Source organism: Oceanobacillus arenosus, assembly GCF_003369575.1.
Classification (GTDB): domain Bacteria; phylum Bacillota; class Bacilli; order Bacillales; family Amphibacillaceae; genus Oceanobacillus; species Oceanobacillus arenosus.
Map to the genome: position 1 here is coordinate 78670 of NZ_PIOC01000033.1, position 24257 is coordinate 102926.

The following is a 24257-nucleotide window of genomic DNA, read 5'->3' on the forward strand; positions in this document are numbered from 1 at the left end:
ATTATCAATAGTCCAGGATGAGGTGAGAAGATGCCTACAAATGAACAGGGTTTATCTGTTTCCATGGTCGGTCAACTAAAAGAGAGTTTAGTACAATTATCCGGGGAAATCCACCACATGATTCATACGCTCGATACAAAAGAAACCAGTATCTTAAATGAATTTGATGAAATCCATCATTTATTTAATCGAGTTCAAGTAAGCACTGCTTCCTATTATTTAAAAACCTATTTAGCACCATTCACCGATCAATTTGAAGTTCTTTCTAAAGCAATTCAACATCTTTCTGAACGTAACCATGGTGCATTAATTGCCATTCAAAGGAATGATAATCTAGATGCTCATATTCACTCTGGCGTCCCCATCCATGCAGAATTAACTGCACCTTTGCTAGAAGCCATTTTTTATACGGGAAATCCTTTGCATGATGGTGCTGTATTAATTAGTAAAAATAAATTAACCTCCGCAGCTAATGTCCTCCCGCTATCCAGACATAAGATTGATGATAAAAAACTAGGAACAAGGCATCGTGCAGCACTTGGACTATCGGAAGAAACAGACGCATTAGTACTCGTTGTTTCCGAGGAGACTGGAAGGGCGACCTTTGCACTGAACGGGAGTTTATTACCAATAAGAACGAATGGGTTATCTTAATCACTTTTCTCTAATCTTAATTGGCTATATTGTAATAGCAGTAAAGAAAAGAATAAATGGAACAAAAAATGTTAATTGGTGTACTTTCAGCAGCTGTAATTCTAAGAGGAGCGTTGGCTGTCGGTGCAGAAGTAATAGTAACGGAGAAGCAAATTTTCAAGAAAAACTAAAGGGAAGGTTTCCCTTCCCTTTAGTTTTTCTTCGATTATTCTGATTTGTAATGTGTAGGAATTCCTATATAATTCGTTTTCCTATTCATGGAATATGCCGTTACTGCAACAATTAATCCTATCGCCATTGCAGCTATGTTCTTATACTTCACCATCTATGACCTCCATCGACACGTATGACTTCTCCATTAATAAAATTACTTAATCCAGAAGCTAGAAATAATACTGTTCCAGCTATATCACTAACTTTACCAGGTTCTCCTTTGAGGATAGATTCTAATTTGAACGAGTGATTTCCTGGTATGTCTTTTGTCATCTCAGTCGTTATTATACCAGGTGCCACAGCATTAGCCGAAATTCCTTTGCTGCTGTATTCTTGTGCAATTGTTCTTGTTAGACCAATCAATCCTGCCTTGGCGGATGCATAATTTGCTTGTCCTTTATTGCCCAAAAGTCCTGATATGGAGGATATATTAATAATTTTTCCTTTTCTATGTCTCATCATTTTTCGGATCGCAAATTTTGAACACAAGAATGGTCCTGTCAAATTCGTTTGAATAACATTATTCCAAGTATCCAATGACATATTGACTAGAAATGAATCTTGAATTATCCCAGCGTTATTCACCAAGATATCAATTTGATTATACTTATCAACCGTAAAGTCAATCATTTCTTTAGCGTTTTCTTCTTTGCTGATATCTCCTTTATATAAAGCAGCTCTTCCACCGAATGATTCAATTTCTTCAATTACTTGATTAGCTCCAATATCATTTGTTGCATAGTTTGCTACCACCTTAGCACCTTCTTTTGCGAAAGTTAAGGCAATTTCTTTTCCTATTCCACTTGAAGCTCCCGTTACAATGGCTACTTTATCTTGAAGCAACATACTCTTTGCTCTCCCTCTTGAATTTATCAACTAATATCTGAAAATTTTTTAAGCAAGTGAAGGAGGTAGCATTGTTTAATAGTGTTGTAAAAATGATTACCCCTTGATTGCCTATCTGGAAGGATATAGACTCTGGTTTTGCTTCTATCATGGCATCACCTTGCTCATAACACCTATTTGGAAAACTACTGGCCAATTTAGGTAAATCCTTTAAATCGTGAATTAGCCAATTATAAGGAGAATACTCTATATCAATAATAGATTCATCTGTTACTATGTTGAGATCATTTAGGGACTGTCTAGTAATTTCTTCCTTACAAATAGTTGTTGAAATGATTTTCTCAGGGTCTACCAAAGAAGTGATGACCGTTCCACCATCTTTTAGATAGTGATAAATTTGCTCTTTTTGATAATTGGTTGGAAGGATTCCTTTGAATTCAAAAGTAGGGGAGAAATAGGAATTTCTTTCCCACTTCTCCCTTTCTGACCCCTCCGCCAGAACAAATATCGTATCATTGCTGGAAAGAGTTGAAAAATCAAATTTTGGATTTGCATCAAAAACACTCTTAATTTTATTAAATCCTATAGTGACAATCATTTTCGTCTACTTCCTCCTTACATCGTTAAGCAACTGAGCTAAAATTGTTAACTATGTAATACTCTGTTTTGGCTTTGTAAACACTTTTTAACTATTCCATCGTCTAAATGGAATTTAGGATCCATTCGCATAATCATTGCTAGTGATTCTAATTTTCGCCTACTGTCAACATCTGAGTTAGTTGGAATATCAAGTGACTCCAAAAGCACTTTTTTAGCTTGCTCTAATTTATTGACTTTCATTAAAGATTTTGCAAAACCAATCTTTATATATACTTCAGATTCTAATTCATTTGCTTTTTGAAAATAATCTATCGCTTTTTGAACATTTCCACCAAAAAACGCAGGCAATACCAGATATAAATAGCCGAGTGCATAATAGTTTGGTCCGAAAGTGGAATCAAGTTTGATAGACTTAAATAACAATGCTCGGGCTTTATATAAAGCCCGAATTTTACCTATACTACTACCTGTGTTGATTCCGATTCTTGCTACAGCCCTAGCTTTTTCAAAAATGGCTTTCGTATTATTCGGTTTCTCTTGTAAAACTTGGTCGGAAATATATAATACCCGTTTATGGAATTGATTTGGCTTCATAACATCATTCGGATATTGCCTAATTCCGCGCTCATTGTACTCGTGTGCTGTTTTAACCATTTCCTCTATATATTCATCTTTCTGTGTAGGAAGAGGAATAAGATCCTTATTCTGGTTTCCACTAAGAGTAGAAAGTTGATTCATTAACTTCGTATGAATATGGTTAATGTCACCTTTATCATTCGACTTTTCCCATTTAATAGGTTCTCCTATATTAATGGAAACCTTTTTAAAACGGGGGCGATGGATCTTCTTTGGTAAAACATCAAAGGAACCAATAATTCCAATTGGAACGATGGGAACGTTTGCCATGTTCGCTATCCTAACAGCGCCTTGCTTACCGGCATACATTTTTCCAGTCGGGGTCCTTGTTCCCTCAGGGTGAATACAAACAATTCCATCCTGTTTCAATAGTTTGATAATTAATTTTATAGTCCCTGTATCCGCTTCTCCTCGATCGACTGGAATACCACCAACAGCAAGATGGAACTTTTTCCAAAAGAGAGAGTTAAATGATTCCTTTTTAGTCATGGCATAAATCGGCTTATTACGATGTGTTTTTATTATAGACATAATGATATAGTGATCTAAATAGCTTGAATGATTAGCCGAAATAATATAAGAGCCATTTTTAGGCAAAGATTCTAAGCCTTTAATATCTTTAATAAAAATCTTTCCAACAATAGAACTGATAAGAGAGTGTAGGATTTTTTCTAACATATAGTCAGACTTCCTCTCATCCAAATACTAATTCTTTAGCTTCTTGCTTATCATATTTGAGTCGATATTCTTTTAGGGATTCGATTGTAATATACGGTAGATTGAACAGACTCTTCATTTCCATTAACTCCTCTTGTCGAGCCATCTTTCCATTGGGTGATATGATTTCAACAATAACGGCTGCTGCTTTGTATCCAGCTAATCTTGCTAAATCAGTAGAAGCCTCGGTATGTCCAGTTCTAGTCAAGACTCCGCCATCTCTAGCGGTTAAAGGGAAAATATGACCTGGTCGCAAAAGGTCTTCAGGGTGTGTTTCTTCATCAATTGCCACTTGAATGGTTTTGGCTCTATCCCAAGCAGAAATTCCTGTTGTTACTCCAAATTTCGGGTGAGCATCAATAGAAACGGTGAATGCTGTACGCATCGATTCTGTATTGTTTTGAACCATTTGAGGAATACCAAGCTTCCGTGCAATCTGTTCTTCCATCGGCATACAGACTAGACCCTTTGCTTGGGAAATCATAAAATTGATTTTTTCAGGCGTGATTAATTCGGCAATACCAACTAAATCTCCTTCATTTTCACGATCTTCATCATCAGAAACAATGATTAAACCACCATTTCCCATCACTTCTAATGCTGTTTCAACTGAATCAAATTTACCCATTCTTAACCCTCCTAGAATTTAGCGGGTGACTGGTCACCCATTTTATATTTAAAAAAATATATTCCTCTATTCTTGATCCTTACAATAGGTCAACCCATTCTTAATAAAATTTAGAATGTATTCAATCTTCTCGTCCGAATTTAATTCCCCGAGAAACGGCTTTGGTTGAATGCTTGGCAAGAGTAAAACAACCATCGATAAAATTAAGTAAGCTGATTCTGTTGGGTGAGAGGTATAGAATATCTTCTTTTTCACTCCTTCCTCAATAATGTCACATAAAGGTTGTTTGAGTTTTTCAAATATAGGAAATACCTCATCTGGAAAATCTGGATGGTTTTGAAATTGATATCGAGACCAAAGAATTATATATGGTAAGGATTCTTCTTCTAATTTGAAGAGAGACTCTATTACCATTTTAAGCTTTTCTAGTAAAGGCCCGTCATTCGTTTCAATCTCCTCAGAAGATTCATTGATCTTTTCAACCACTTTTTCCATTGTAGCTAGATAAAGATCCTTTTTCGTTTTGAAATAAAGATAGATTGAACCTTTCCCAATTCCTGACAGAGTGGCAATTTCATTAATATTTGAATTATCATATCCTTTATCTGCGAACTCTTTTGCTGCTATATCTAGGATGTGTTCCTTTTTCTTTAACTTTAAATCGCTCATACTTTTTCCCCTTCTAATGTGGGTGACCGGTCACCCATTTATATCTTAAACTAAATTATCAGAATATGTCAATGCTTTTATAATTAATTTAAACCATGAATAATTCTCTATTACTTTCAAGAGTATCTTTTAAAACAAGCAAGTTGCCTTTGACCTCGCTTTTAATTTTATTTTGCATAATATTAAATATCATGTTACTTGCACCCAATGGCGTAAGTTCCGCTTTATTTGTTAGCAATGTTACATCTCCACCCTTCGGCGTGAGTTCATACATCATCTTATATGAGAAATAATTACCCCTTGCTACAAACGATAATTTGCTCAATGGTATAAATTCTTCCACTGTTATTTCTTCTAATCCTTGCATACCTTGATTTCTCTTTAAAATATAACGAGAACCCACCACACCCTCGCTTGAGTGTGCTCTTGAGATACTTTCAACTGCATAATTCCAGGTAGAGAAGTTCTCCAACCTACCTAAAAAATCAAATACGTTTTGGATGTTTTTATTGATATTTAAGGAATTGCTAAATTGAATCAATGTGACTCCTCCTTAATATTTTAAATATAGATATTGCTGGTCTTTCTAAGAATTGCAGCTATTCTCAACTTCACTAATTAATCCTTTTAGTTTCTTTAAGGAGTCTTTAGCGTCTAGGGAATACACGTTGTTTTTCCCCATCTTATCCATTCTAATAATGTTAGATTCTTTCAAGATCTTCAAATGATGTGAAACTGCTGGCCGTGATAGCTCTGTTAGAGCGGTTATTTCACCAACGTTCAATTCCCCATTGCTAGCCAAAATAATAATAATGTCTTGTCTTACTGGATCACCTAATGCTTGCAATAATGTCAAATTCTCTCTAAACAGAGTAAGTAAAGATTCATTGCTAATTCATTTCACCTTCTTTCTTTTGTTTTATTGGTTTACAAGATTAAACCTATAAACATGTTATAACATATTCATTTTACAAAAAGCAAGTGGAATATGATGTTGATGATGACGATCTAGATGATTAATTTTAAATAGGTACGCATCTATTACAATAATGAAGACTGTTGTATGTTGAAAATACAACATTTTGTAGCTTTAGAATAAAGTTTGTAATTATTGCTTTAGCTTTAATAAGAAAATTGACCAGAATCTCTTAATAAAGGTCCTTTTTGTGTTAAGTAAATATGGTATACACTATAAATTGACAGACCAACTGACGTATGAATTGGCATACGTCAGTTGGTCTGTCATTTAATTAATATATACCTCAAAACGGAACCCTTTATCGGAATATCGAGGCTGCTTTCCTATGCAAATACTGGAGGAATGTCGCTATTCTCATAGCGATGGTCCAGGTCAACGAATTTATTATATTCCTTCACAAACGCAAGCTCGACCGTTCCTGTTGGGCCATTACGCTGTTTGGAAATAATGATTTCAATAATATTTTGCTTTTCCGATTCTTTATCATAATAATCATCACGATATAAGAATCCGACAATATCCGCATCTTGCTCAATACTACCAGATTCACGAATGTCGGACATCATTGGACGTTTATCTTGACGGGATTCAACACCACGAGAAAGCTGGGAAAGGGCGATAAGTGGAACCTTCAATTCCCGCGCTAATGCCTTTAATGCACGTGAGATTTCGGATACCTCTTGTTGGCGGTTTTCCTTTGAATTTACGCTTCCTTGGATTAGCTGTAAGTAGTCAATCATAATCATTCCGAGCCCATGCTCCTGCTTTAGTCGTCTGCATTTGGAGCGAATCTCACTCACGCGAACCCCTGGTGAATCATCGATATAGATTCCCGCGTTGGACAAGGATCCCATTGCCATCGTCAATTTACTCCAGTCGTCCGCCTGCAATTGCCCATTACGCAAACGTTGTGCATCAATATTTCCCTCTGCACAAAGCATCCGCTGTACAAGCTGCTCCGCACCCATCTCCAGACTAAATATCGCTACATTTTCGTCGGTATTTACTGCTACATTTTGCGCAATATTAAGGGCAAAAGCCGTTTTACCAACAGAAGGACGTGCGGCAATAATGATAAGGTCATTTGGCTGGAATCCGGAGGTAATCCGGTCTAGGTCTCGGAATCCTGTTGGAACGCCCGTCACATCGCCACTTTGCTGATGGAGCAGTTCAATATTATCATAGACATCAATTAAAACATCTTTAATATTTTTAAATGCACCTGTATTTTTCCGACCGGATACTTCAAGAATGTTCTTCTCTGCTTCATTTAACACATCTTCAACTTCATCTTCTTTTTCAAAGCTTGAAGTTACAATATCTGTTGCCGTACGAATTAACCGTCGTAATACAGACTTTTCTTCAACAATTTTGCAGTAATATTCAATATTGGCAGCTGTTGGCACACTTTCAGCCACTTGTGTCAGATAAACGACACCACCAACCTCATCGATCTGTTTCGCATCATTTAGATAGGATGTTACGGTCACGATATCGATTGGCTGCCCAAGATCAGAAAGACGCATCATTGCAGCGAAAATGCGCTGATGCCCTGCACGATAGAAGTCCTCCGGCAATAATATTTCCGAGGCAGTGGAAAATGCGGACGGCTCTAAAAATATCGCACCAATCACGGATTGCTCCGCTTCTAGATTATGTGGCGGTGTACGATCATTTCCCGATTGGCTCATTACTTTTCCTCCTTAAACCTGTTACATATTTAGAAGGCTAGAATCTAGCGCTAGTCTTTATATGACAGCATATCCTACAAAAACTGGAATAATTCAGTGAAGAACAGAAGAAATCGGCGTGAAAGCCGATTTCTTTTCCATGCACATTTGAATTTTATTCTTCGTCGAAACCAGTTTCGTATTTACTCTGCTACATGTACTTTAATCGAACCAGACACCTCTGGATGTAGCTTGATAGGAACCGTTGTATACCCTAGTGCTCGGATAGGCTCTTCTAATTCGATTTTCCGTTTATCTACTTTATATCCATGTTCTTTCTCTAATATATCTGCAATTTGCTTACTCGTAATCGATCCGAATAAACGACCACCTTCACCAGCTTTGGCCTTTATTTCTACTGTTAGGTCCGCTAGTTTATCTTTTAGGTTAATGGCTTCTTCCTTTTCCTTTTGTTCCACTTGCGCATCCTTACGCTTTTGTGCATCTAATATTTTCATATTGCCTGCTGTTGCTTCTTCAGCAATCTTATTCTTTAATAGATAGTTTCGTGCATAGCCATCCGATACGTTTTTTACCTCGCCTTTCTTACCCTTACCTTTTACATCTTTTAAAAAAATTACTCTCATTCTGATTCTCTCCCTTCAAAATATTCATGCAGAATGTCTTTTAAAAGCGCTTCTGCATCATCAATCGTTGTATCCTCTATTTGTGTTGCAGCATTGGTTAAATGTCCGCCGCCATTCATTTTCTCCATAATCACTTGCACATTAACATCGCCAAGTGACCTCGCACTTATTCCTATTTTACCATCATCACGCTCAGAAATTACGAATGATGCAGTAATACCAGTCAATGTTAACAAGGTATCTGCAGTTTGTGCAAGTAATACCGGTCCATAGGCTACACCATGATCAGCCTTTGCGATCGCAATAGTATTCCTATAAATTTCTGCATGCTCAATCAATTTACTGCGTTTTACATAAATATCTAAATCTACCTTTAAAAATTGCTGTACAAGCACAGTGTCCGCGCCTTTTGCACGGAGATAGGATGCTGCATCAAACGTTCTGGAACCCGTACGTAATGTAAAGCTCTTTGTATCAACGATAATCCCCGCTAATAATGCAGTAGCTTCGAGCATTTTTAACTTCTTATGGTTTGGCTGATACTCTAAGAGCTCTGTCACTAGTTCAGCTGTTGAAGATGCATATGGCTCCATATAAACGAGTGTCGGATTATCGACAAAGTCCTCGCCGCGACGATGATGGTCGATGACAACCTTGTATTCCGTTTGGTTAAGTAAACTAGCGTCAGCCACCATCGATGGCTTGTGGGTATCAACGACAACAAGTAAGGTCCGACTCGTTAATAGGCTTTCAGCTTCTTCCGGTTCAATAAAATGACTCCAAATCTCCTCATCACCTCTAAGTGCTTGAATGAGACGGTATACCCCAATATCTACATCATTCGAGTCAAAGACAATATAGCTATCGACATTATTACTCTTTGCAATATTTAATACTCCAATCGCTGCACCGACAGAGTCCATGTCAGGCGATCGGTGACCCATAATGATCACATTTTCGCTTGCTTTTACAAGTTCCTGCAGTGCATGGGAAATAACACGTGCACGCACCCTCGTACGCTTCTCCATCGGGTTTGTTTTACCACCATAGAAACGAACCTTCCCAACATCATCCTTGATCACTACCTGGTCGCCTCCACGTCCAAGTGCTAAATCTAGACTTGATTGTGCAAGCTCACCAAGTGCTGGTAGTGAGGCATCCCCAAGTCCAACTCCGATACTTAAGGTAATTGGGTTATTTTGCTCCGTAATTAATTCACGTACATCATCCAATACATCAAACCGAACATTTTCAAGTTGGGATAAGATTTCCTTCGTTCCGACAGCTAAGAATCTTTCCTGTGAAGTTCGTTTTAAATAGAGACCATAGTGATTCGACCACTTGTTTAATACCGATGTAACCTGTGAATTTAATTGGCTTTTCGCCGTATCATCCATGTTCTGCGTAATTTCCTCATAATTATCCAAAAATATAATAGCTAATATCGTTTGTTGATTGTGAAATAGCGTTTCTAACTCAATCTGTTCAGAACGATCCAGCAAATACAGTAACCGCTCTTCCCTTTTGACAATTGTCAAAAACTTAGATGTATTTACTTCGATTACAATTTCATTTTTATTTTCCTTTATCATTGGAATTAGCATTTCTGAAAGGATGTTGAGCGACTTTCCAACGATTGAATCGTCATCATCACTAAATTTGCTTAAATATGGGTTTGCCCATTCGATTTTATAATCCTCATTATATAATATAATTCCCAATGGCATTTCCAGTAATGCTTCATCCCCGACCTTTTTTATCCGATGGGAAATAGTAGAAATATATGCCTCTGTTTCTTCCAGCAATTTTCTTTCCCTAAAAAAGGTATAGTACAGAGAAGCAACTATAAGTACGGTCATAATTAGCCCTATTTGCCATTGGAAATACCATACAACGGCTAGTAATACAACTGCAAGGACGTATATTACCCATAGGTGACTACTGAATATTAGCTTCTTCTGATAATCAGGCATAGCAATCAGCTCCTCTTACTTACGTCTATCTTGTCCAAACTACTTTTCTTTTGTACGGCGCTCTCTTAATTTAAAGCCTATATCAATTATACCTAAGATCCTTACAAATGAAAGTAGAATTGGGATAAACAACGTAAAGACAACAGCTAAAATTGGAATTACCTTTGGCAATCCTTTATGTTGTGCGAAGAAGAAAATAAAAGAAAAACCTTGAATAATCATCAATGTCCCTGTTATTAATGATGCATTCTGTATCATAACAAATAACGTACTAGTATGATCGGTTTCGATAATAGAAAATAATAATACGATCATGTAAATCCATAATAAGGATGACGGAAATTGCAATTTGCGGAACGGTGGAAATCGTAATTTCCTCTTATATAATTTATTAATGAATTTATACCCAATCCATTGAACGAGGAATGCCAAGAAAACCACAGTTAATATCATAATTGCAGGAAGTAAATCAAACATCAACTCTATTTGCAGCTGAATTACTCTTTCCAATTCCTCTGTTTGTATCCCCTGTATGCCAAATTGTTCAATCATATCATTGCTCATTGACACGGATTGTTCAACGATTTCATTCATATCATTCATGACATTCACATCGAATACAACTTGTGTAAATACAAATATAAATAACATGCCAATAATGAACCCAAGTGTACCACGTGCGAGCGTCTCATAAGCCGATAAATTCTTAAAGATGGCATTTCCAATCATCATTCCACCTAGCCCCATTAAAATAACAACTGGTAATGAAAATACCGTAGTAAATAGCGCTGCTAACAGAATGGCCACGATAAACATCAATATAGAGGGCTTCCAATCATATCTAGCAGCATAAAGAATAAATGGAATTGGAAGTAGGATGGTAAATATCGGAATGAACAAGGAAAGAAGCATGATTACCATAAAAATAGCTAATAGTAGTGCCCCTTCTGTTATCTTTCTTGATTGATTCATTAAAGCACCTCACCAATTTATTTCGAAAATATTAGCGTACATTCAATTATTTTATGTATATTCTACTATGATAACACGGTTTATTAAGAAAAGCGTGTCGGATAATGTTGAAGGAGTATTTCCCAGGTAATAATTTGTCGATAGCTCGATGTGGTCTAGCATTTTCACACTTGCATATCTACTTAGAAAGCTAGGAGTCTGCATCGGTACAATTTTTCGTTAAGAACGTCTTAATTTATCATTCATTAAGGCTTTTTCCGCGAGCCTCTATTATAATAGGAAGTAGTATATGAATAAGGATGGAAAAACATGAGCTTTTGGAAAATATTTTTAAATAGTATCAAACTACCTAGCAAAAATGCAATGTTTAAGCTCAATCGAGTGGGAATGGACTTTACACTATTTTACATGTTTATTCTCCTATTTATTGTTTCTATTCCAGCACTTGTTGAGAGAATTGCGAACCCGGCTGGAATCGGCTTGGAGATGAATCACATTTTCACTGTTATCTATTTCTTTATCTTTTATTATCTGCCAATGACCCTTATCGTACTTGGCTGTATTTCCTTTGTTGCATCTATTGGCACATTTATCGCCAAGCTAATGCAAAGAAAACTGCGCTATGCGATCATTTGGAAGTTGATTTCCTTTACAACAACAATACCGTTATTAGTGTATACCGTTATATCCTTCGTTTATTCCGTTAGTACGATTTACTTATTACTGGCACTTACTTTTTGCATCATTTTACTAATTATCATGATTTCCCAATATCCAAAGCGAAGGATACGTTCTTAGTGAGTAAAAGCGCTGGAGCTGGAGCTGGACGTGGCTGTTTTTGGTAATTAAGTTATCCACAGCATCCAATTTTATAGTTTCCTAAGCAATTAAAAAACCTCTAAACCAAGCATATTGCCTAGTTTAGAGGTTTCTTCCTATTACTCAGCTACGAATGGTAATAATGCCATTATGCGAGCACGCTTGATTGCTATTGTAAGTTTACGTTGATATTTTGCTGATGTTCCAGTTACACGACGAGGAAGAATTTTTCCACGTTCTGAAATGAAACGTCTTAGTAAATCAACATCTTTATAGTCAATATGCGTAATTCCGTTTGCTGTAAAGTAACATACTTTACGACGTTTAGCACGTCCACGACGAACTCCTGCCATTGAATATTCCTCCTTTTAAATTATAAAGGAAGTTCAAAGCGCTGATAACCTATTTGAACTGCCCTTTTAGAATGGTAAATCATCATCTGATATATCGATAGGCTCTCCATTATTTTTAAATGGGTCCTCAAAATTATTGTTTTGATTTTGGTTTTGGTTTTGTTGAAATTGATTTTGATTTTGGTTTTGATTCTGATTTTGATACTGATTTTGATCTTGTCGATATCCTGAAGTATTATTTTGTCCTCTGTCTCCTGAAGAAGAACTTTTAGATTCCAAAAATTGCACACTTTCAGCAACAATCTCTGTTACATATACTGTTTTACCGTCTTGACCTTCATAGCTACGTGTTTGTACACGGCCATCGACACCAATCAAATTACCTTTTTTCATATAATTTGCCAGGTTCTCAGCTGGTCTACGCCAAACAACACAATTAATAAAGTCTGCTTCACGGTTTCCTTCCTGATTAGAGAAAGGGCGATTCACTGCAATATTAAAGTTAGCAACTGCTACTCCAGTCGGTGTATAACGTAAATCAGGATCCCTCGTTAACCTGCCAACAAGTACGACACGATTTAACATCAGAACCACTCCTTATTATTGTTCATCTACTCGAATTGCAATATGACGAATAATGTCCTCAGAGAACTTAGCTAGGCGATCAAATTCATTTACTGATTTTTCATCTCCACCGAAGTTAATGATTACATAATATCCATCACGGTAGTCATTGATTTCATATGCAAGACGTTTCTTGCCTTTTTCGTCAACTTTTTCAATCTCCGCACCATTATCAGTTAAAATTCCGTTAAAACGTTCAATCAAAGCTGTTTTAGCGTCCTCTTCAATGTCTGGGCGGATGATGTACATGATTTCGTATTTTCTCATCCGTTACACCTCCTTTTGGTCTTAGCGGCTCTTATTTACTAACGTTATTTACTTGTCCTCGATAAGAGCAAGGAGTAAAATTAATTACTCACAATAAATTATTATACCAAATCATTTGTTAGAAATCAAGCATTCGAGAGATCCTTTTTCGTTATACAAATCAGGTTAGCATATATCCTTGTCCTAATTATTCCTGGGCCACGTCCAGCTCCAGTGCCCAGCGACTAGCGCGACTTCCCTCACCTCCGTATGATAAGTCAACATCGACTCCCTTTGGTCGTCGTGTTTCCTTTATCTCCTACGTTTCAGTCCAGTCCGTACGTCACTAAACAGGCACTTCCGCTTTTGAGTTTATACATTGAAACGGAAATGAATGACATCGCCATCTTGTACAATATATTCTTTTCCTTCTAAACGGACTTTCCCCTTTTCACGTGCATGTGCCATTGTGCCAGCATCTAGGAGATCCTCATAGGAAACTGTTTCTGCCCGAATAAATCCACGTTCAAAGTCTGTATGAATAATTCCTGCAGCTTGTGGTGCCTTAATCCCCTTCTTGAACGTCCAAGCACGTACTTCCTGTTCGCCTGCTGTAAAATAAGTAGCCAAGCCTAAAAGGCTATAAGAAGCTTTAATTAGCTTATCTAGGCCAGATTCGGCAATTCCCAAGTCTTCTAGGAACATCGCCTTTTCATCTGGTTCCAGTTCAGAGATTTCCTCTTCGATTCGCGCACAAATAACAATGACTTCTGCATTTTCCTTTGCAGCAAAATCTTTTACTTTTTGGATATTCTCATTGGAATCATGATCGGCAACCTCATCTTCTGCAACATTTGCTACATACAATGTTGGTTTACTCGTTAATAAATGTAGTCCTTTGACAATTTTCCACTGATCTTCCGTAAATTCTAATGCTCTTACTGGCTTTTCATCTTCTAATCCTGCTTTTACCTTTTCAAGAACATCGAACTCCTGTACGGCAACTTTATCCTTCTGTCTTGCTAGCTTTTCGACTCGCCCAAAACGTTTGTTCACCGATTCTAAGTCAGCTAAAATCAACTCAAGATTAATGATTTCAATATCATCAATTGGATCGACTTTCCCTGATACATGTGTGATGTTCGGATCAACAAAACAACGCACCACTTGGCAAATCGCATCTACTTGACGAATATGAGAAAGGAACTGGTTTCCGAGTCCTTCCCCTTTACTTGCACCTTCAACAATACCAGCTATATCGGTAAATTCAAATGCAGTTGGCACCGTCTTCTTCGGTTTTACTAATTCTGTTAATTTATCTAAACGATCGTCTGGGACTTCTACAATACCTACATTCGGATCAATGGTAGCAAATGGATAGTTTGCTGCTTCTGCTCCAGCCTGTGTAATTGCATTAAATAGCGTGGATTTCCCAACGTTTGGAAGCCCAACAATTCCTGCTGTCAATGCCATGTAAACTTTCACTCCTTAAGGATTCTTTCATCTGAACGCGTTCGTTAGTCTCATTATAGTTACTACTATAAAAAAAGACAAATACATAAAAAGCAAAAATAGGCAGTAAAACGATACCTATTTTTGCTTTATACCATATCAAAATATCATTATCTGCTTCTATTTTATCATTTTGGAGCACTTTTCGTCTATGTTTATTATTTTTCCACTATTTTTCTTCGGCTTTTTCAAGTACCTTTTTCATCTTCTTCGCAAAATCTCTTCTCGGTATCATAACACTATGGTCGCAGCCTTGGCATTTAATGCGGATATCCATTCCCATACGGATAATTTTCCATCGATTTTCTCCACATGGATGAGGCTTCTTCATTTGAACGATATCATTTAATCCAAATTCCTTTTCTTCCATCGATGTTTCTCCTCTTTTTACTCCTATTATAGCCTAAAATAGAATTACTTGCTTCTTCATTTTAAATTATTTATGTTAAATAACCCTGTATAAAATTGAAAATTACCAATACAATCACTATTTACGTCTATCTACATTATTCCAAACTGGATACAAGAGCAATCGGGTTAGTACATATAAATTTAATATGCCGTAAATTGGGTAAGTATAGCTAATTAAAGTTGAAAAGCCAATTGCGGTTAATGGAACCATTACAATTAATAATAGAATCACAATGGAGACAAACGACAGCTTGAAGTATTCATGGATACGACTTACTATTCCAAGAATCCCTGCTGCTGCAGTTTTAAAAATAGCTAACCATAGAAGGATGGACATAATAATCATGACAATAGCGGGATAATGCTTCAATATCGCAAATAAGGGAATTTCATATAAAACAATTACCTGTTCAATTTGGATTAAACTATTATTGTAAATGTAGGAAATAACCCCAAGAATCACACCACTACTAACACTAGCGATGACAATTTCCTGTCTTGAGCTAATTTTATTTCCAATTGCCCCAATAACAGCAATGATTGGCAAAAGGTTTAAGGCTGTAAAAGGAAATGCGGCCATCCAATTATCTTGCTCATGGATATGAGAAAACAATGTAAGGTTTTGATCTACCAAAAATTTAATAAGCACAAGCAAGAGTCCAACAATTAAGATTGGTACAACAACCTGATTCATTGATAATAAGCCATTTATCCCATTTAAAAATATTAAAATTAATGCAATTACCATGATGCCGATTCCTAACCAATTTGGCAGATTAAACGCTTGTCCAGTCGCACCACCACCTGCGATCATCACAACGGTTATTGTGAATAAGTAAATCAAGATCATGACATCATAAAATCCTGTTAACCGCGCACCAACAATATCTTTTAACACTGGTATATAATGGGTAGACCTTCTAGAATAACTGATATTCATAATGACCATACAACCAATCGTAAAGAAGATTGCAACTAAAAGAATAGCTAGTCCACTTCCATGTCCAAAAAACTCCCATATTTCTCTGCCAGAGGTATATCCAGCACCAATCGTTGCACCAATGATTAAAGACATCCACTTAAATCCTGCTCTCCACATCATCTTTCCTCCAGTATTTTTAATATTCATGTATAGAAAGATATAAAAATCCGTATACTATACCAATATGTTTGTGGAGGATAAGCTATGAATCTAATAAATCGATTTGGAAATAATAATGAATCTTTTCGTATGCTCCATACAGATCCAATTTTATTTGAAACAATTGGCGAAAAAATTATTTCTTGGCTGCCTAATTCCGCACGCGAGTATGTTATTGTCTGCATTGGTACTGATCGTTCAACAGGAGATGCCCTTGGACCATTGGTTGGCAGCTACCTAGATGAGATGCGACCAAGACATATGACCATATACGGGACGCTTCATGAACCTGTCCATGCAACCAATTTAACGGAATCCATGATGATGATTAATGAAGCACATACAAATCCGTTTATTATTGCCATTGATGCCTGTTTAGGTAAGAATACGTCAATCGGCCAGATTATTACGGGAACTGGGCCGCTCAAGCCTGGGGCTGCTTTAAACAAGCCACTCCCAGAGGTAGGCAATTTACACATAACAGGAGTAGTAAATATAGGTGGATTTATGGAATACTCTATTTTGCAAAATACACGACTGTCGATTGTTGTTGATATGGCAAAGCAAATTGCTGCGATATTAGATCATATTGACCAAAGACTAACGGCGACTGACACGATTCCTGCTGTTGTCTCGATGCAAAAGCGCAATAAAAGGAATATGATTTAACTATCAAATGCATTGCATGTAACTCACTTACTAGTAGATACTTATTAAAAGGATGATATTTTATTAAAGTTAAGAACTGCTAATACGCTCATCAAAAAATCGATTGTATGCCGAGTTATTTTTGATAGTTTTATGTCGATATAAAGTGCGAACTAGTTTAATGTGCTAAGGGCTCTCGGACCAGTCGTTCCAGAAATACACTGCGTGCATCTTAGGGGAGCTGGTGAGCCTACTCGCGCTATCGCGCTTCATAGTCTCACCTAGGCTCTTCTTCCCGCGGAAAGCGACTCTGTCCGGAGCGAAAATCAACTTTGCTCCTACTTAGTAAGCAGTTTATTTAAATTACGAACTAATCAATAAAGGCCACCAAGTCTTAATACACTTGATGGCCTTTATTCTGCCTAACAATCAATTCCCATTACAATAGCTGATAAATATAATAAATGATTCCTACCGTCACAATCGAAGGTAGAAGATTGCCAATGCGGATATTTGTGATCTTAAGCAGGTTCAATCCGATTGCAAGAACGAGTAATCCTCCGACAGCCGTTACTTCGACAATTAGACCATTTAAGAAAGCCTCTGGCAGCCACTTCTCAATTTGCGTGGCAAATAATGCGATTGCCCCCTGATATAGAACTACAGGAACGACAGACAAAATGACTCCAAATCCTAATGTTGTCGTTAACACCAATGCAGTAAATCCATCAATGACACCTTTCGTAATGAGCACTTCATGATCCCCGCGAATTCCACTATCTAATGCGCCAATGATTGCCATTGCACCGATACAAAATATCAATGTTGCAGTGATAAAACCTTGAGCAATACTAAAGTTATCATTCGTCGTTGTAAACTTGCTGCCAATCCAATTTCCAAGACGATTTAAACCCTCTTCTAAATGGATAAATTCTCCAATAACCGCCCCAGATAATAAGCTTAACAGTACGATAATGATTTGATCGGTTGCAATCGCCATTTGTAAACCTATTAACATAACCGCAAGCCCTATTCCATGCATCACTGTTTCCTTATAGCGCTCTGGTATTTTTGTAAAAAAGAGTCCAAGTACACTACCAATGATAATTAATGCTCCATTTATTAATGTTCCAAGCAACACCATCGTTCTAACGCCATCCTTTGCCAGACTTTCTACATATCATACCATTATAATGTTTCACGTGAAACATTTTGCCGAATTTTCTCCCCGAGGTCCTTTAAAACAAAATCTTATTCTCCAATTTAAACTAACAACTGCGCTTATCATTTATTGAAATCGGAGAAATAAAAAACTGACGGCAGCTTTGACGTCAGTTTCAATTATTAATCCCGATTACTTCTCTAGCACTTCTAAAATACGTTCAAGATCATCATCTGAGTAAAACTCAATTTCAATTTTCCCTTTGCGTTTTCCACGTTGAATCGTTACTGCTGTACCTAGGTAATCTCGCAAGGTCGATTCCCTTTCCTGTAAAAAGACGTCCTTTTTTGCTTTTTCCTTCTTTTGCACAGGATTTTCATTTAATACTACGATTAACTTCTCAACCTGTCTCACATTTAACTTTTCTTGACGTATCTTATTTACCAATGGAAATAATCGGCTCTTATCTTTTAAACCTAATAATGCTCGTCCATGCCCCATGGATAATTCGCCATTGTTAATATATGCAATAATTTGATCCGGTAATGAAAGTAAGCGTACAATATTTGCAATATGTGAACGGCTCTTTCCTAATCGTTTGGATAGATCTTCCTGTGTTAACGTTAACTCTTTCATAAGATTCGCATATGCATGTGCTTCTTCTATTGGTGTTAAATCTTCTCTTTGCAAGTTCTCTAACAATGCAAGCTCCATCATTCGTTCATCGGACATCTCTTTTACAACTGCTGGAACCGTCTGAAGCCCTGCTTCCTTTGCTGCACGATAACGTCTTTCCCCAACAACTATTTCGTAGCCTTTAATACTTTTACGAACAATGATTGGTTGAATGATTCCATGTTCAAGAATGGACTGTTTCAATTCTTCAATTGCATCTGCATGAAACGTTTTTCTTGGTTGATATGGATTTGCTCTGCATTCCGTGATAGCAATTTCTTGAATTGATTCATTTTCTTCCTTTTCTATCTCAGGAAAAAAAGCATTGAGTCCCTTACCCAACCCTTTCGCCACTTGCCATCACTTCCTTTGCTAATTCGAGATAGACTTCTGCACCTTTCGACTTTGGATCATACGTAATAATCGGTTGACCATGGCTAGGTGCTTCCCCAAGTCTTACATTTCTCGGAATAATTGTATGATACACTTTATCCTGGAAATACTTCTTAACCTCATCAATTACTTGAATCCCTAAATTCGTTCTTGCATCTAGCATTGTTAGCAAGACACCTTCGATCATCAATGTCTTATTCAAATGTTTTTGCACTAATCGAATCGTATTTAATAATTGACTTAATCCTTCGAGAGCGTAATATTCACATTGAACTGGAATAATTACGGTATCCGAAGCTGTAAGTGCATTTAACGTTAATAATCCCAATGATGGAGGGCAATCTATAATAATATAATCATACGAATCTTTAAGACTATCTAATGCTCGTTTCAAACGAATTTCCCTTGAAATAATGGGTACGAGTTCAATTTCAGCACCTGCTAATTGAATAGTCGCAGGGATAATATCTAAATTATCTAATTCTGTTGAAATAACTACTTCTTCAGCGGGCAAATCTTCGACAAGCACATTGTAAACACAATTACTTACATCTGCTTTATTGATGCCGACCCCACTCGTTGCATTTCCTTGTGGATCCGTGTCTACTAATAATACCTTCTTGCCCAAATATGCTAGACAGGCACTAATATTTACGGATGAAGTTGTCTTCCCTACGCCACCTTTTTGATTAGCGATGGACATTATTTTTCCCATGTTGACACCTACCTAAACTATATACCTTCTATTCTATCACTATTTACATCCTAACGACTATTAATTTCGTTTAATTTAACAGATAATAATTGCAAATTTTGTTCATTACGAAAATGCAGACTAAATTTCTACATCGTTATACTAAAATGTCCATCTTTTGAAAAGATGGACATCACATGAATATATATTTTATTATATCGATTTACTTCTTAGGTATTTTAATTGTAATTTGGTAATAATCGTCAAGCTCTTCTTCATCAGACTCGACCTTTAATCCTGTATTCGACACCATATTTAGGGACTCTCGAATGGTGTTCATTGCGATTCGAATATCTTTATTTATTCCTTTTCGCTTTGGACGCTTCTTCTTTTCAGCTGCATTGACTTCTGTCATTTTTTCAATTCGCTCTTCTGTTTGTTTCACATTCAATTCATTTTCTATGATAAATTGTAAAACCTTTAATTGCTTTTCTGGATCTTTCAACTTTATTAATGCCCGTGCATGTCGTTCTGTAATCCATTTATTTAATAAAGCATCTTGCACTTCTTCAGGTAACTTCAATAAACGCAATTTATTTGCAATCGTCGACTGATTTTTACCAAGTCTTTGCGCTAGGGCCTCTTGAGTTAACGAATGTAGCTGTAAAAGTTCTGCATATGCATGTGCCTCTTCAATTACTGTTAATTCCTCCCGCTGCAAGTTTTCAATTAAGGCAACCGAGGCTGTTTCCGCATCGGTCATTTCCCGAATGATCGCTGAAATTTGCTCTAACTCTAATGATTTAACTGCGCGAAGTCTTCGTTCACCTGCAATAACCTCATATTTATCATCATCCATTTTTCTGACAATAATTGGTTGAATCATGCCATGGGTTCGAATCGTTTGTGCTAATTCTTTAATTTTATCCTCATTAAATATTGTTCTCGGTTGAAAGCGATTAGGTACAATATCGGTTACAGGAAGCTGAATCACTTCATCCGGAAGATAGTCCACTTGTTCTGTTGGAGGAGTTTTATCCCCTTTTCCAAATATCCGATTAAAAGGATGCACCACTATCTGACACCACCTTTATATGCTTGACTAAAAAATTATCTATGTATAAAAGCGCAAGCGCCCGTTTGAGCTGTGTACGGAGGTGAGGGAAGTCTCGCTGGGCGCTGGAGCTGGACGTGACCAACTCTGGCAATATAATTGTATAGATTATTTTTTTTACTCCCTTTATCTATGTAAAAATTGTTCCACGTGAAACAATTTCAAGTAAACACTATTTTCTATCTTTATATTACCATATTCCAACTTAGAAGAGTATCACTAGAGAAATAAAACTTTTAGTGGTACCGTTATTCGATTGGCGTCTTATTCGGTGTACCTGCTTTTCTCGGATATTTTTTTGGTGTCTTTCGCTTTTTAACGACGATAACGATGGAACGTTCACTTTCTTCCTGTGGCAATGTAAACGTATATGTGTTGGCAATTTCCCCACCTAGAACTTCAATTGCTTGCATGCCATTTTCCAATTCCTCATCTGCCTGGGCGCCCTTCATCGCAATAAACACGCCATTCTTTTTAACCAATGGAAGGCAAAGTTCACTCAAAACAGACATTCTTGCTACTGCTCTAGCTGTGACAATATCAAATGATTCACGGAAATCACTATTCTTCCCAAAGGTTTCTGCGCGATCATGATAAAAAGCTACATTTGTTAATTCAAGCTGTGCTGCTAATTGGTTTAAAAAGCCAATTCGTTTTTGTAAGGAATCAACAATGGTCACCTTTAGTTGAGGAAAGCAAATTTTAAGGGGAATACTTGGGAATCCTGCACCTGCACCAACATCACAAATGGATAGCTCTTTTGTAAAATCATAGTAAAAGGCAGCGGAAATAGAGTCATAGAAATGCTTCAAATATACATCTTCCTCTGAAGTTAATGCAGTGAGATTAATTTTCTCATTCCATTCCACCAAAGTATGATAATAGGTAGCAAATTGTTCAAGCTGTTTTGAATTCAATTCAATGCCCTTTTCCTTTAAAGCCATTTCAAATTGTTCTGGATTCATAGGTAGAATATCTCCTTTAAGATTAGTACGAAACACGATATTAATTAGTAAATATCCCTTTGTATCCAGTCCTTTAAACCAAATACAAAGGGAATTCATAAGGTACTTTTCTATTATTACAGATTCTTGATGTTGTATCCAGTTCTAGCGATTGGAGAAGCTCCCCTCACCTCTAATCACTGGTTGATTATTCGTTAATTTGCAACCCTTGCAATCTGGCCTTGTTCAATATAAATAAGCAAGATGGAAATATCAGCTGGATTTACGCCAGAAATTCTAGATGCTTGCCCAAGTGATAGTGGATGAATTTTCTTCAATTTTTCTCTTGCCTCTGTTGCAAGACCACTAATAGCATCATAATCGATGTTTTCAGGAACCTTCTTATCTTCCATCTTTAACATACGGGCTACTTGTTCATTTGCCTTCTTAATATATCCTTCATACTTCACTTGAATGGCAACTTGTTCCTTTTGCTCATCCGTTAATTCAGGATTTGTCTCAATCATTTTTTCAATTGAATCATAGCTAAGCTCTGGACGTTTTAATAGATCATATGCCTTCGCCGCCTCTTTTAAAGGTGCAGCATTCGCTTCCTCCATCACCTTATTAACCAATTCATTTGGTTTAATCATGATTTTACTCAAGCGTTGCTTTTCTTCTTCCACCAATTGCTTCTTCTCAAGAAATGAATTGTACCGTTCTTCCTTGATTAATCCAAGCTCATGACCAATTTCTGTTAAGCGTAAATCTGCATTATCATGGCGAAGCAATAAACGATATTCCGCACGTGATGTTAATAAACGATAAGGTTCATTCGTTCCCTTCGTTACTAAATCATCGATTAAAACACCGATATAGGCTTGTGAGCGATCTAAGATAACCGGTTCTTTTCCTAGAACTTTTGCAGCAGCATTAATTCCAGCCATAATCCCTTGACCTGCCGCCTCTTCATATCCAGATGTTCCATTTAATTGTCCTGCAGTAAATAGTCCAGGAATTTTCTTGGTTTCCAGTGTTGGCCATAACTGTGATGGTACAACAACATCATATTCAATTGCATAACCTGGACGCATGATCTGTGCATTTTCCAATCCAGGAATGGTTTTAATAATTTCATTTTGGACGAACTCTGGTAAGGAAGTTGATAGTCCTTGGACATAGACCTCTTCTGTATCTCTTCCTTCTGGTTCAAGGAAAATTTGATGGCGGGGTTTGTCACTGAACCGAACGATTTTATCCTCAATCGATGGGCAGTATCTTGCACCCGTACCACGTTTCACACCAGAATACATCGATGATAAACTTAAGTTATCATTGATCACTTTATGTGTGAATTCATTCGTATATGTTAACCAGCATGGAAGCTGATCGACGATTTGCTCCGTTGTTTCATAAGAAAATGATTTAGGATTCTCATCCCCTGGTTGGATTTCTGTTTTTGAATAATCGATGGAATGGCTAATCACACGTGGCGGGGTTCCCGTTTTGAAACGTGTAAGCTCAAATCCAAGCTCCTCTAAATTCTTAGACAGCTTCAGTGATGGACGTTGGTTATTCGGTCCACTTTCATATTCAACATTTCCCATCAAAACTTTCCCACGCATAAACGTACCAGTTGTAATAATAACAGCATCTGCAAAATAAGATGCTTTGGTTTCTGTAACGACACCTTTACATATGCCATCCTCAATGATTAATGAATCAACCATTCCTTGTCTTAACGTTAGGTTTCCCTCATTTTCAAGAATGCTCTTCATTTCCTTCATATATAAGGTTTTATCGGCCTGTGCACGTAATGCTTGTACGGCAGGTCCTTTACCTGTATTTAACATCCGCATTTGAATGTAAGTTTTATCAATTACCTTCCCCATTACACCACCAAGTGCATCCACCTCACGTACGACAATCCCTTTTGCAGGACCACCAATGGATGGATTACATGGCATAAAAGCAATCATATCTAAATTTAATGTTAGCATTAACGTCTTCGCGCCCATTCGTGCTGCTGCGATACCGGCTTCTACACCTGCGTGTCCCGCGCCAACAACGATTACATCATAATGTCCAGCATTATATGTTGTCATTTTCATTTATCCTTCCTATTATTGTATCAAATTTTACTTTTACAATTTCTGTGACGTGTTAAGCCACGTCCAGCTCCAGCGCCCAGCGACTAGCGAGACTTCCCTCACCTCCGTACGATAAGTCAACATCGATTCCCTACGTTCATCGTGTTTCCTTTATCTCCTGCGGCTCAGTCCAGTCCGTACGTCGCTAAACGGGCGCTTACGCTTTT

At 37.1% G+C, this 24257-nt stretch carries 26 protein-coding genes; 3 read left to right on the top strand and 23 right to left on the bottom strand.

The window, feature by feature from the left end; translation table 11 throughout:
* The first annotated feature begins 30 nt into the window (after nt 1–30).
* Nucleotides 31–654, top strand: a complete 624-nt coding sequence (gene cdaS / locus CWR48_RS19595) for a sporulation-specific diadenylate cyclase CdaS (RefSeq protein WP_115774978.1) — start codon at nt 31–33, stop codon at nt 652–654.
* Nucleotides 655–972: 318 nt separating this feature from the next.
* On the opposite strand, the gene fabG is transcribed toward cdaS, so the two are convergent.
* The 11 genes from fabG to CWR48_RS19650 all read right to left on the bottom strand — a co-directional run bounded on the left by fabG (nt 973) and on the right by CWR48_RS19650 (nt 11204).
* Nucleotides 973–1713 carry a 3-oxoacyl-ACP reductase FabG gene (gene fabG, locus CWR48_RS19600; RefSeq protein ID WP_115774979.1) on the bottom strand — a complete coding sequence of 247 codons (741 nt, stop codon included), beginning with the start codon at nt 1711–1713 and terminating at the stop codon, nt 973–975.
* Entirely contained in the window at nt 1697–2311 is a 615-nt protein-coding gene (locus tag CWR48_RS19605; protein ID WP_115774980.1) for a hypothetical protein, read from the bottom strand. The genes fabG and CWR48_RS19605 overlap by 17 nt, the downstream gene beginning before the upstream one ends.
* Before the next feature lie 47 nt (nt 2312–2358).
* A complete protein-coding gene (locus CWR48_RS19610) occupies nt 2359–3627 on the bottom strand; it encodes a TRAP transporter TatT component family protein (RefSeq protein WP_115774981.1) in 1269 nt (422 codons plus the stop codon).
* A 16-nt stretch (nt 3628–3643) separates the two neighbouring features.
* Nucleotides 3644–4294 carry a 3,4-dihydroxy-2-butanone-4-phosphate synthase gene (ribB, locus tag CWR48_RS19615; RefSeq protein ID WP_115774982.1) on the bottom strand — a complete coding sequence of 217 codons (651 nt, stop codon included), beginning with the start codon at nt 4292–4294 and terminating at the stop codon, nt 3644–3646.
* 66 nt (nt 4295–4360) lie between these two features.
* Nucleotides 4361–4963 (bottom strand): TetR/AcrR family transcriptional regulator, encoded by a 603-nt coding sequence (locus CWR48_RS19620; protein WP_115774983.1) that lies wholly within the window; start codon nt 4961–4963, stop codon nt 4361–4363.
* An 88-nt stretch (nt 4964–5051) separates the two neighbouring features.
* Nucleotides 5052–5504, bottom strand: a complete 453-nt coding sequence (locus CWR48_RS19625; RefSeq protein WP_115774984.1) for an SRPBCC family protein — start codon at nt 5502–5504, stop codon at nt 5052–5054.
* Nucleotides 5505–5549: 45 nt separating this feature from the next.
* Nucleotides 5550–5819, bottom strand: coding sequence for an ArsR/SmtB family transcription factor (locus CWR48_RS19630; RefSeq protein WP_211316787.1), 270 nt, complete (start codon nt 5817–5819; stop codon nt 5550–5552).
* A gap of 446 nt (nt 5820–6265) precedes the next feature.
* Nucleotides 6266–7633 carry a replicative DNA helicase gene (gene dnaB / locus CWR48_RS19635; protein WP_115774986.1) on the bottom strand — a complete coding sequence of 456 codons (1368 nt, stop codon included), beginning with the start codon at nt 7631–7633 and terminating at the stop codon, nt 6266–6268.
* Nucleotides 7634–7815: 182 nt separating this feature from the next.
* On the bottom strand, nt 7816–8259 hold the full coding sequence (gene rplI / locus CWR48_RS19640) for a 50S ribosomal protein L9 (protein WP_115774987.1): 444 nt from the start codon (nt 8257–8259) through the stop codon (nt 7816–7818).
* On the bottom strand, nt 8256–10232 hold the full coding sequence (locus tag CWR48_RS19645; RefSeq protein WP_115774988.1) for a DHH family phosphoesterase: 1977 nt from the start codon (nt 10230–10232) through the stop codon (nt 8256–8258). Before CWR48_RS19645 ends, rplI begins: the two co-directional genes overlap by 4 nt.
* A 39-nt stretch (nt 10233–10271) precedes the next feature.
* Nucleotides 10272–11204, bottom strand: a complete 933-nt coding sequence (locus CWR48_RS19650; protein ID WP_115774989.1) for a YybS family protein — start codon at nt 11202–11204, stop codon at nt 10272–10274.
* A gap of 309 nt (nt 11205–11513) precedes the next feature.
* Here CWR48_RS19650 and CWR48_RS19655 point away from each other — a divergent pair, with 309 nt between their 5' ends.
* The gene (locus CWR48_RS19655) at nt 11514–12002 is read left to right on the top strand and encodes a hypothetical protein (RefSeq protein WP_115774990.1); all 489 of its coding nucleotides are present in this window, start codon (nt 11514–11516) and stop codon (nt 12000–12002) included.
* A gap of 140 nt (nt 12003–12142) precedes the next feature.
* On the opposite strand, the gene rpsR is transcribed toward CWR48_RS19655, so the two are convergent.
* The 6 genes from rpsR to CWR48_RS19685 all read right to left on the bottom strand — a co-directional run bounded on the left by rpsR (nt 12143) and on the right by CWR48_RS19685 (nt 16268).
* A complete protein-coding gene (gene rpsR / locus CWR48_RS19660) occupies nt 12143–12376 on the bottom strand; it encodes a 30S ribosomal protein S18 (protein ID WP_115774991.1) in 234 nt (77 codons plus the stop codon).
* 66 nt (nt 12377–12442) lie between these two features.
* Complete coding sequence (gene ssb / locus CWR48_RS19665; RefSeq protein ID WP_115774992.1) at nt 12443–12961, bottom strand: single-stranded DNA-binding protein; 519 nt, start codon at nt 12959–12961, stop codon at nt 12443–12445.
* Nucleotides 12962–12976: 15 nt separating this feature from the next.
* Nucleotides 12977–13267 carry a 30S ribosomal protein S6 gene (gene rpsF / locus CWR48_RS19670; protein WP_115774993.1) on the bottom strand — a complete coding sequence of 97 codons (291 nt, stop codon included), beginning with the start codon at nt 13265–13267 and terminating at the stop codon, nt 12977–12979.
* A gap of 351 nt (nt 13268–13618) precedes the next feature.
* Nucleotides 13619–14719 carry a redox-regulated ATPase YchF gene (gene ychF, locus CWR48_RS19675; RefSeq protein ID WP_115774994.1) on the bottom strand — a complete coding sequence of 367 codons (1101 nt, stop codon included), beginning with the start codon at nt 14717–14719 and terminating at the stop codon, nt 13619–13621.
* 208 nt (nt 14720–14927) lie between these two features.
* Entirely contained in the window at nt 14928–15128 is a 201-nt protein-coding gene (locus CWR48_RS19680) for a DUF951 domain-containing protein (RefSeq protein WP_115774995.1), read from the bottom strand.
* Nucleotides 15129–15245: 117 nt separating this feature from the next.
* On the bottom strand, nt 15246–16268 hold the full coding sequence (locus CWR48_RS19685; RefSeq protein WP_115774996.1) for a YkvI family membrane protein: 1023 nt from the start codon (nt 16266–16268) through the stop codon (nt 15246–15248).
* Between the two features lie 87 nt (nt 16269–16355).
* Between CWR48_RS19685 and yyaC the strand changes: the two genes are divergently transcribed.
* Nucleotides 16356–16979, top strand: a complete 624-nt coding sequence (yyaC, locus tag CWR48_RS19690; protein WP_115774997.1) for a spore protease YyaC — start codon at nt 16356–16358, stop codon at nt 16977–16979.
* A gap of 418 nt (nt 16980–17397) precedes the next feature.
* On the opposite strand, the gene CWR48_RS19695 is transcribed toward yyaC, so the two are convergent.
* The 6 genes from CWR48_RS19695 to mnmG all read right to left on the bottom strand — a co-directional run bounded on the left by CWR48_RS19695 (nt 17398) and on the right by mnmG (nt 24045).
* Nucleotides 17398–18102, bottom strand: coding sequence for a DUF554 domain-containing protein (locus CWR48_RS19695; protein WP_115774998.1), 705 nt, complete (start codon nt 18100–18102; stop codon nt 17398–17400).
* Between the two features lie 210 nt (nt 18103–18312).
* Nucleotides 18313–19149: a ParB/RepB/Spo0J family partition protein gene (locus CWR48_RS19700; protein WP_115774999.1), complete on the bottom strand. Its 837-nt coding sequence runs from the start codon at nt 19147–19149 to the stop codon at nt 18313–18315.
* Nucleotides 19130–19903 (bottom strand): ParA family protein, encoded by a 774-nt coding sequence (locus CWR48_RS19705; RefSeq protein ID WP_115775000.1) that lies wholly within the window; start codon nt 19901–19903, stop codon nt 19130–19132. The genes CWR48_RS19700 and CWR48_RS19705 overlap by 20 nt, the downstream gene beginning before the upstream one ends.
* 202 nt (nt 19904–20105) lie before the next feature.
* Nucleotides 20106–20957: a nucleoid occlusion protein gene (noc, locus tag CWR48_RS19710; RefSeq protein WP_115775001.1), complete on the bottom strand. Its 852-nt coding sequence runs from the start codon at nt 20955–20957 to the stop codon at nt 20106–20108.
* A 287-nt stretch (nt 20958–21244) separates the two neighbouring features.
* A complete protein-coding gene (rsmG, locus tag CWR48_RS19715; protein WP_115775002.1) occupies nt 21245–21961 on the bottom strand; it encodes a 16S rRNA (guanine(527)-N(7))-methyltransferase RsmG in 717 nt (238 codons plus the stop codon).
* Between the two features lie 194 nt (nt 21962–22155).
* Nucleotides 22156–24045 carry a tRNA uridine-5-carboxymethylaminomethyl(34) synthesis enzyme MnmG gene (gene mnmG, locus CWR48_RS19720; RefSeq protein WP_115775085.1) on the bottom strand — a complete coding sequence of 630 codons (1890 nt, stop codon included), beginning with the start codon at nt 24043–24045 and terminating at the stop codon, nt 22156–22158.
* Nucleotides 24046–24257 lie beyond the last annotated feature (212 nt).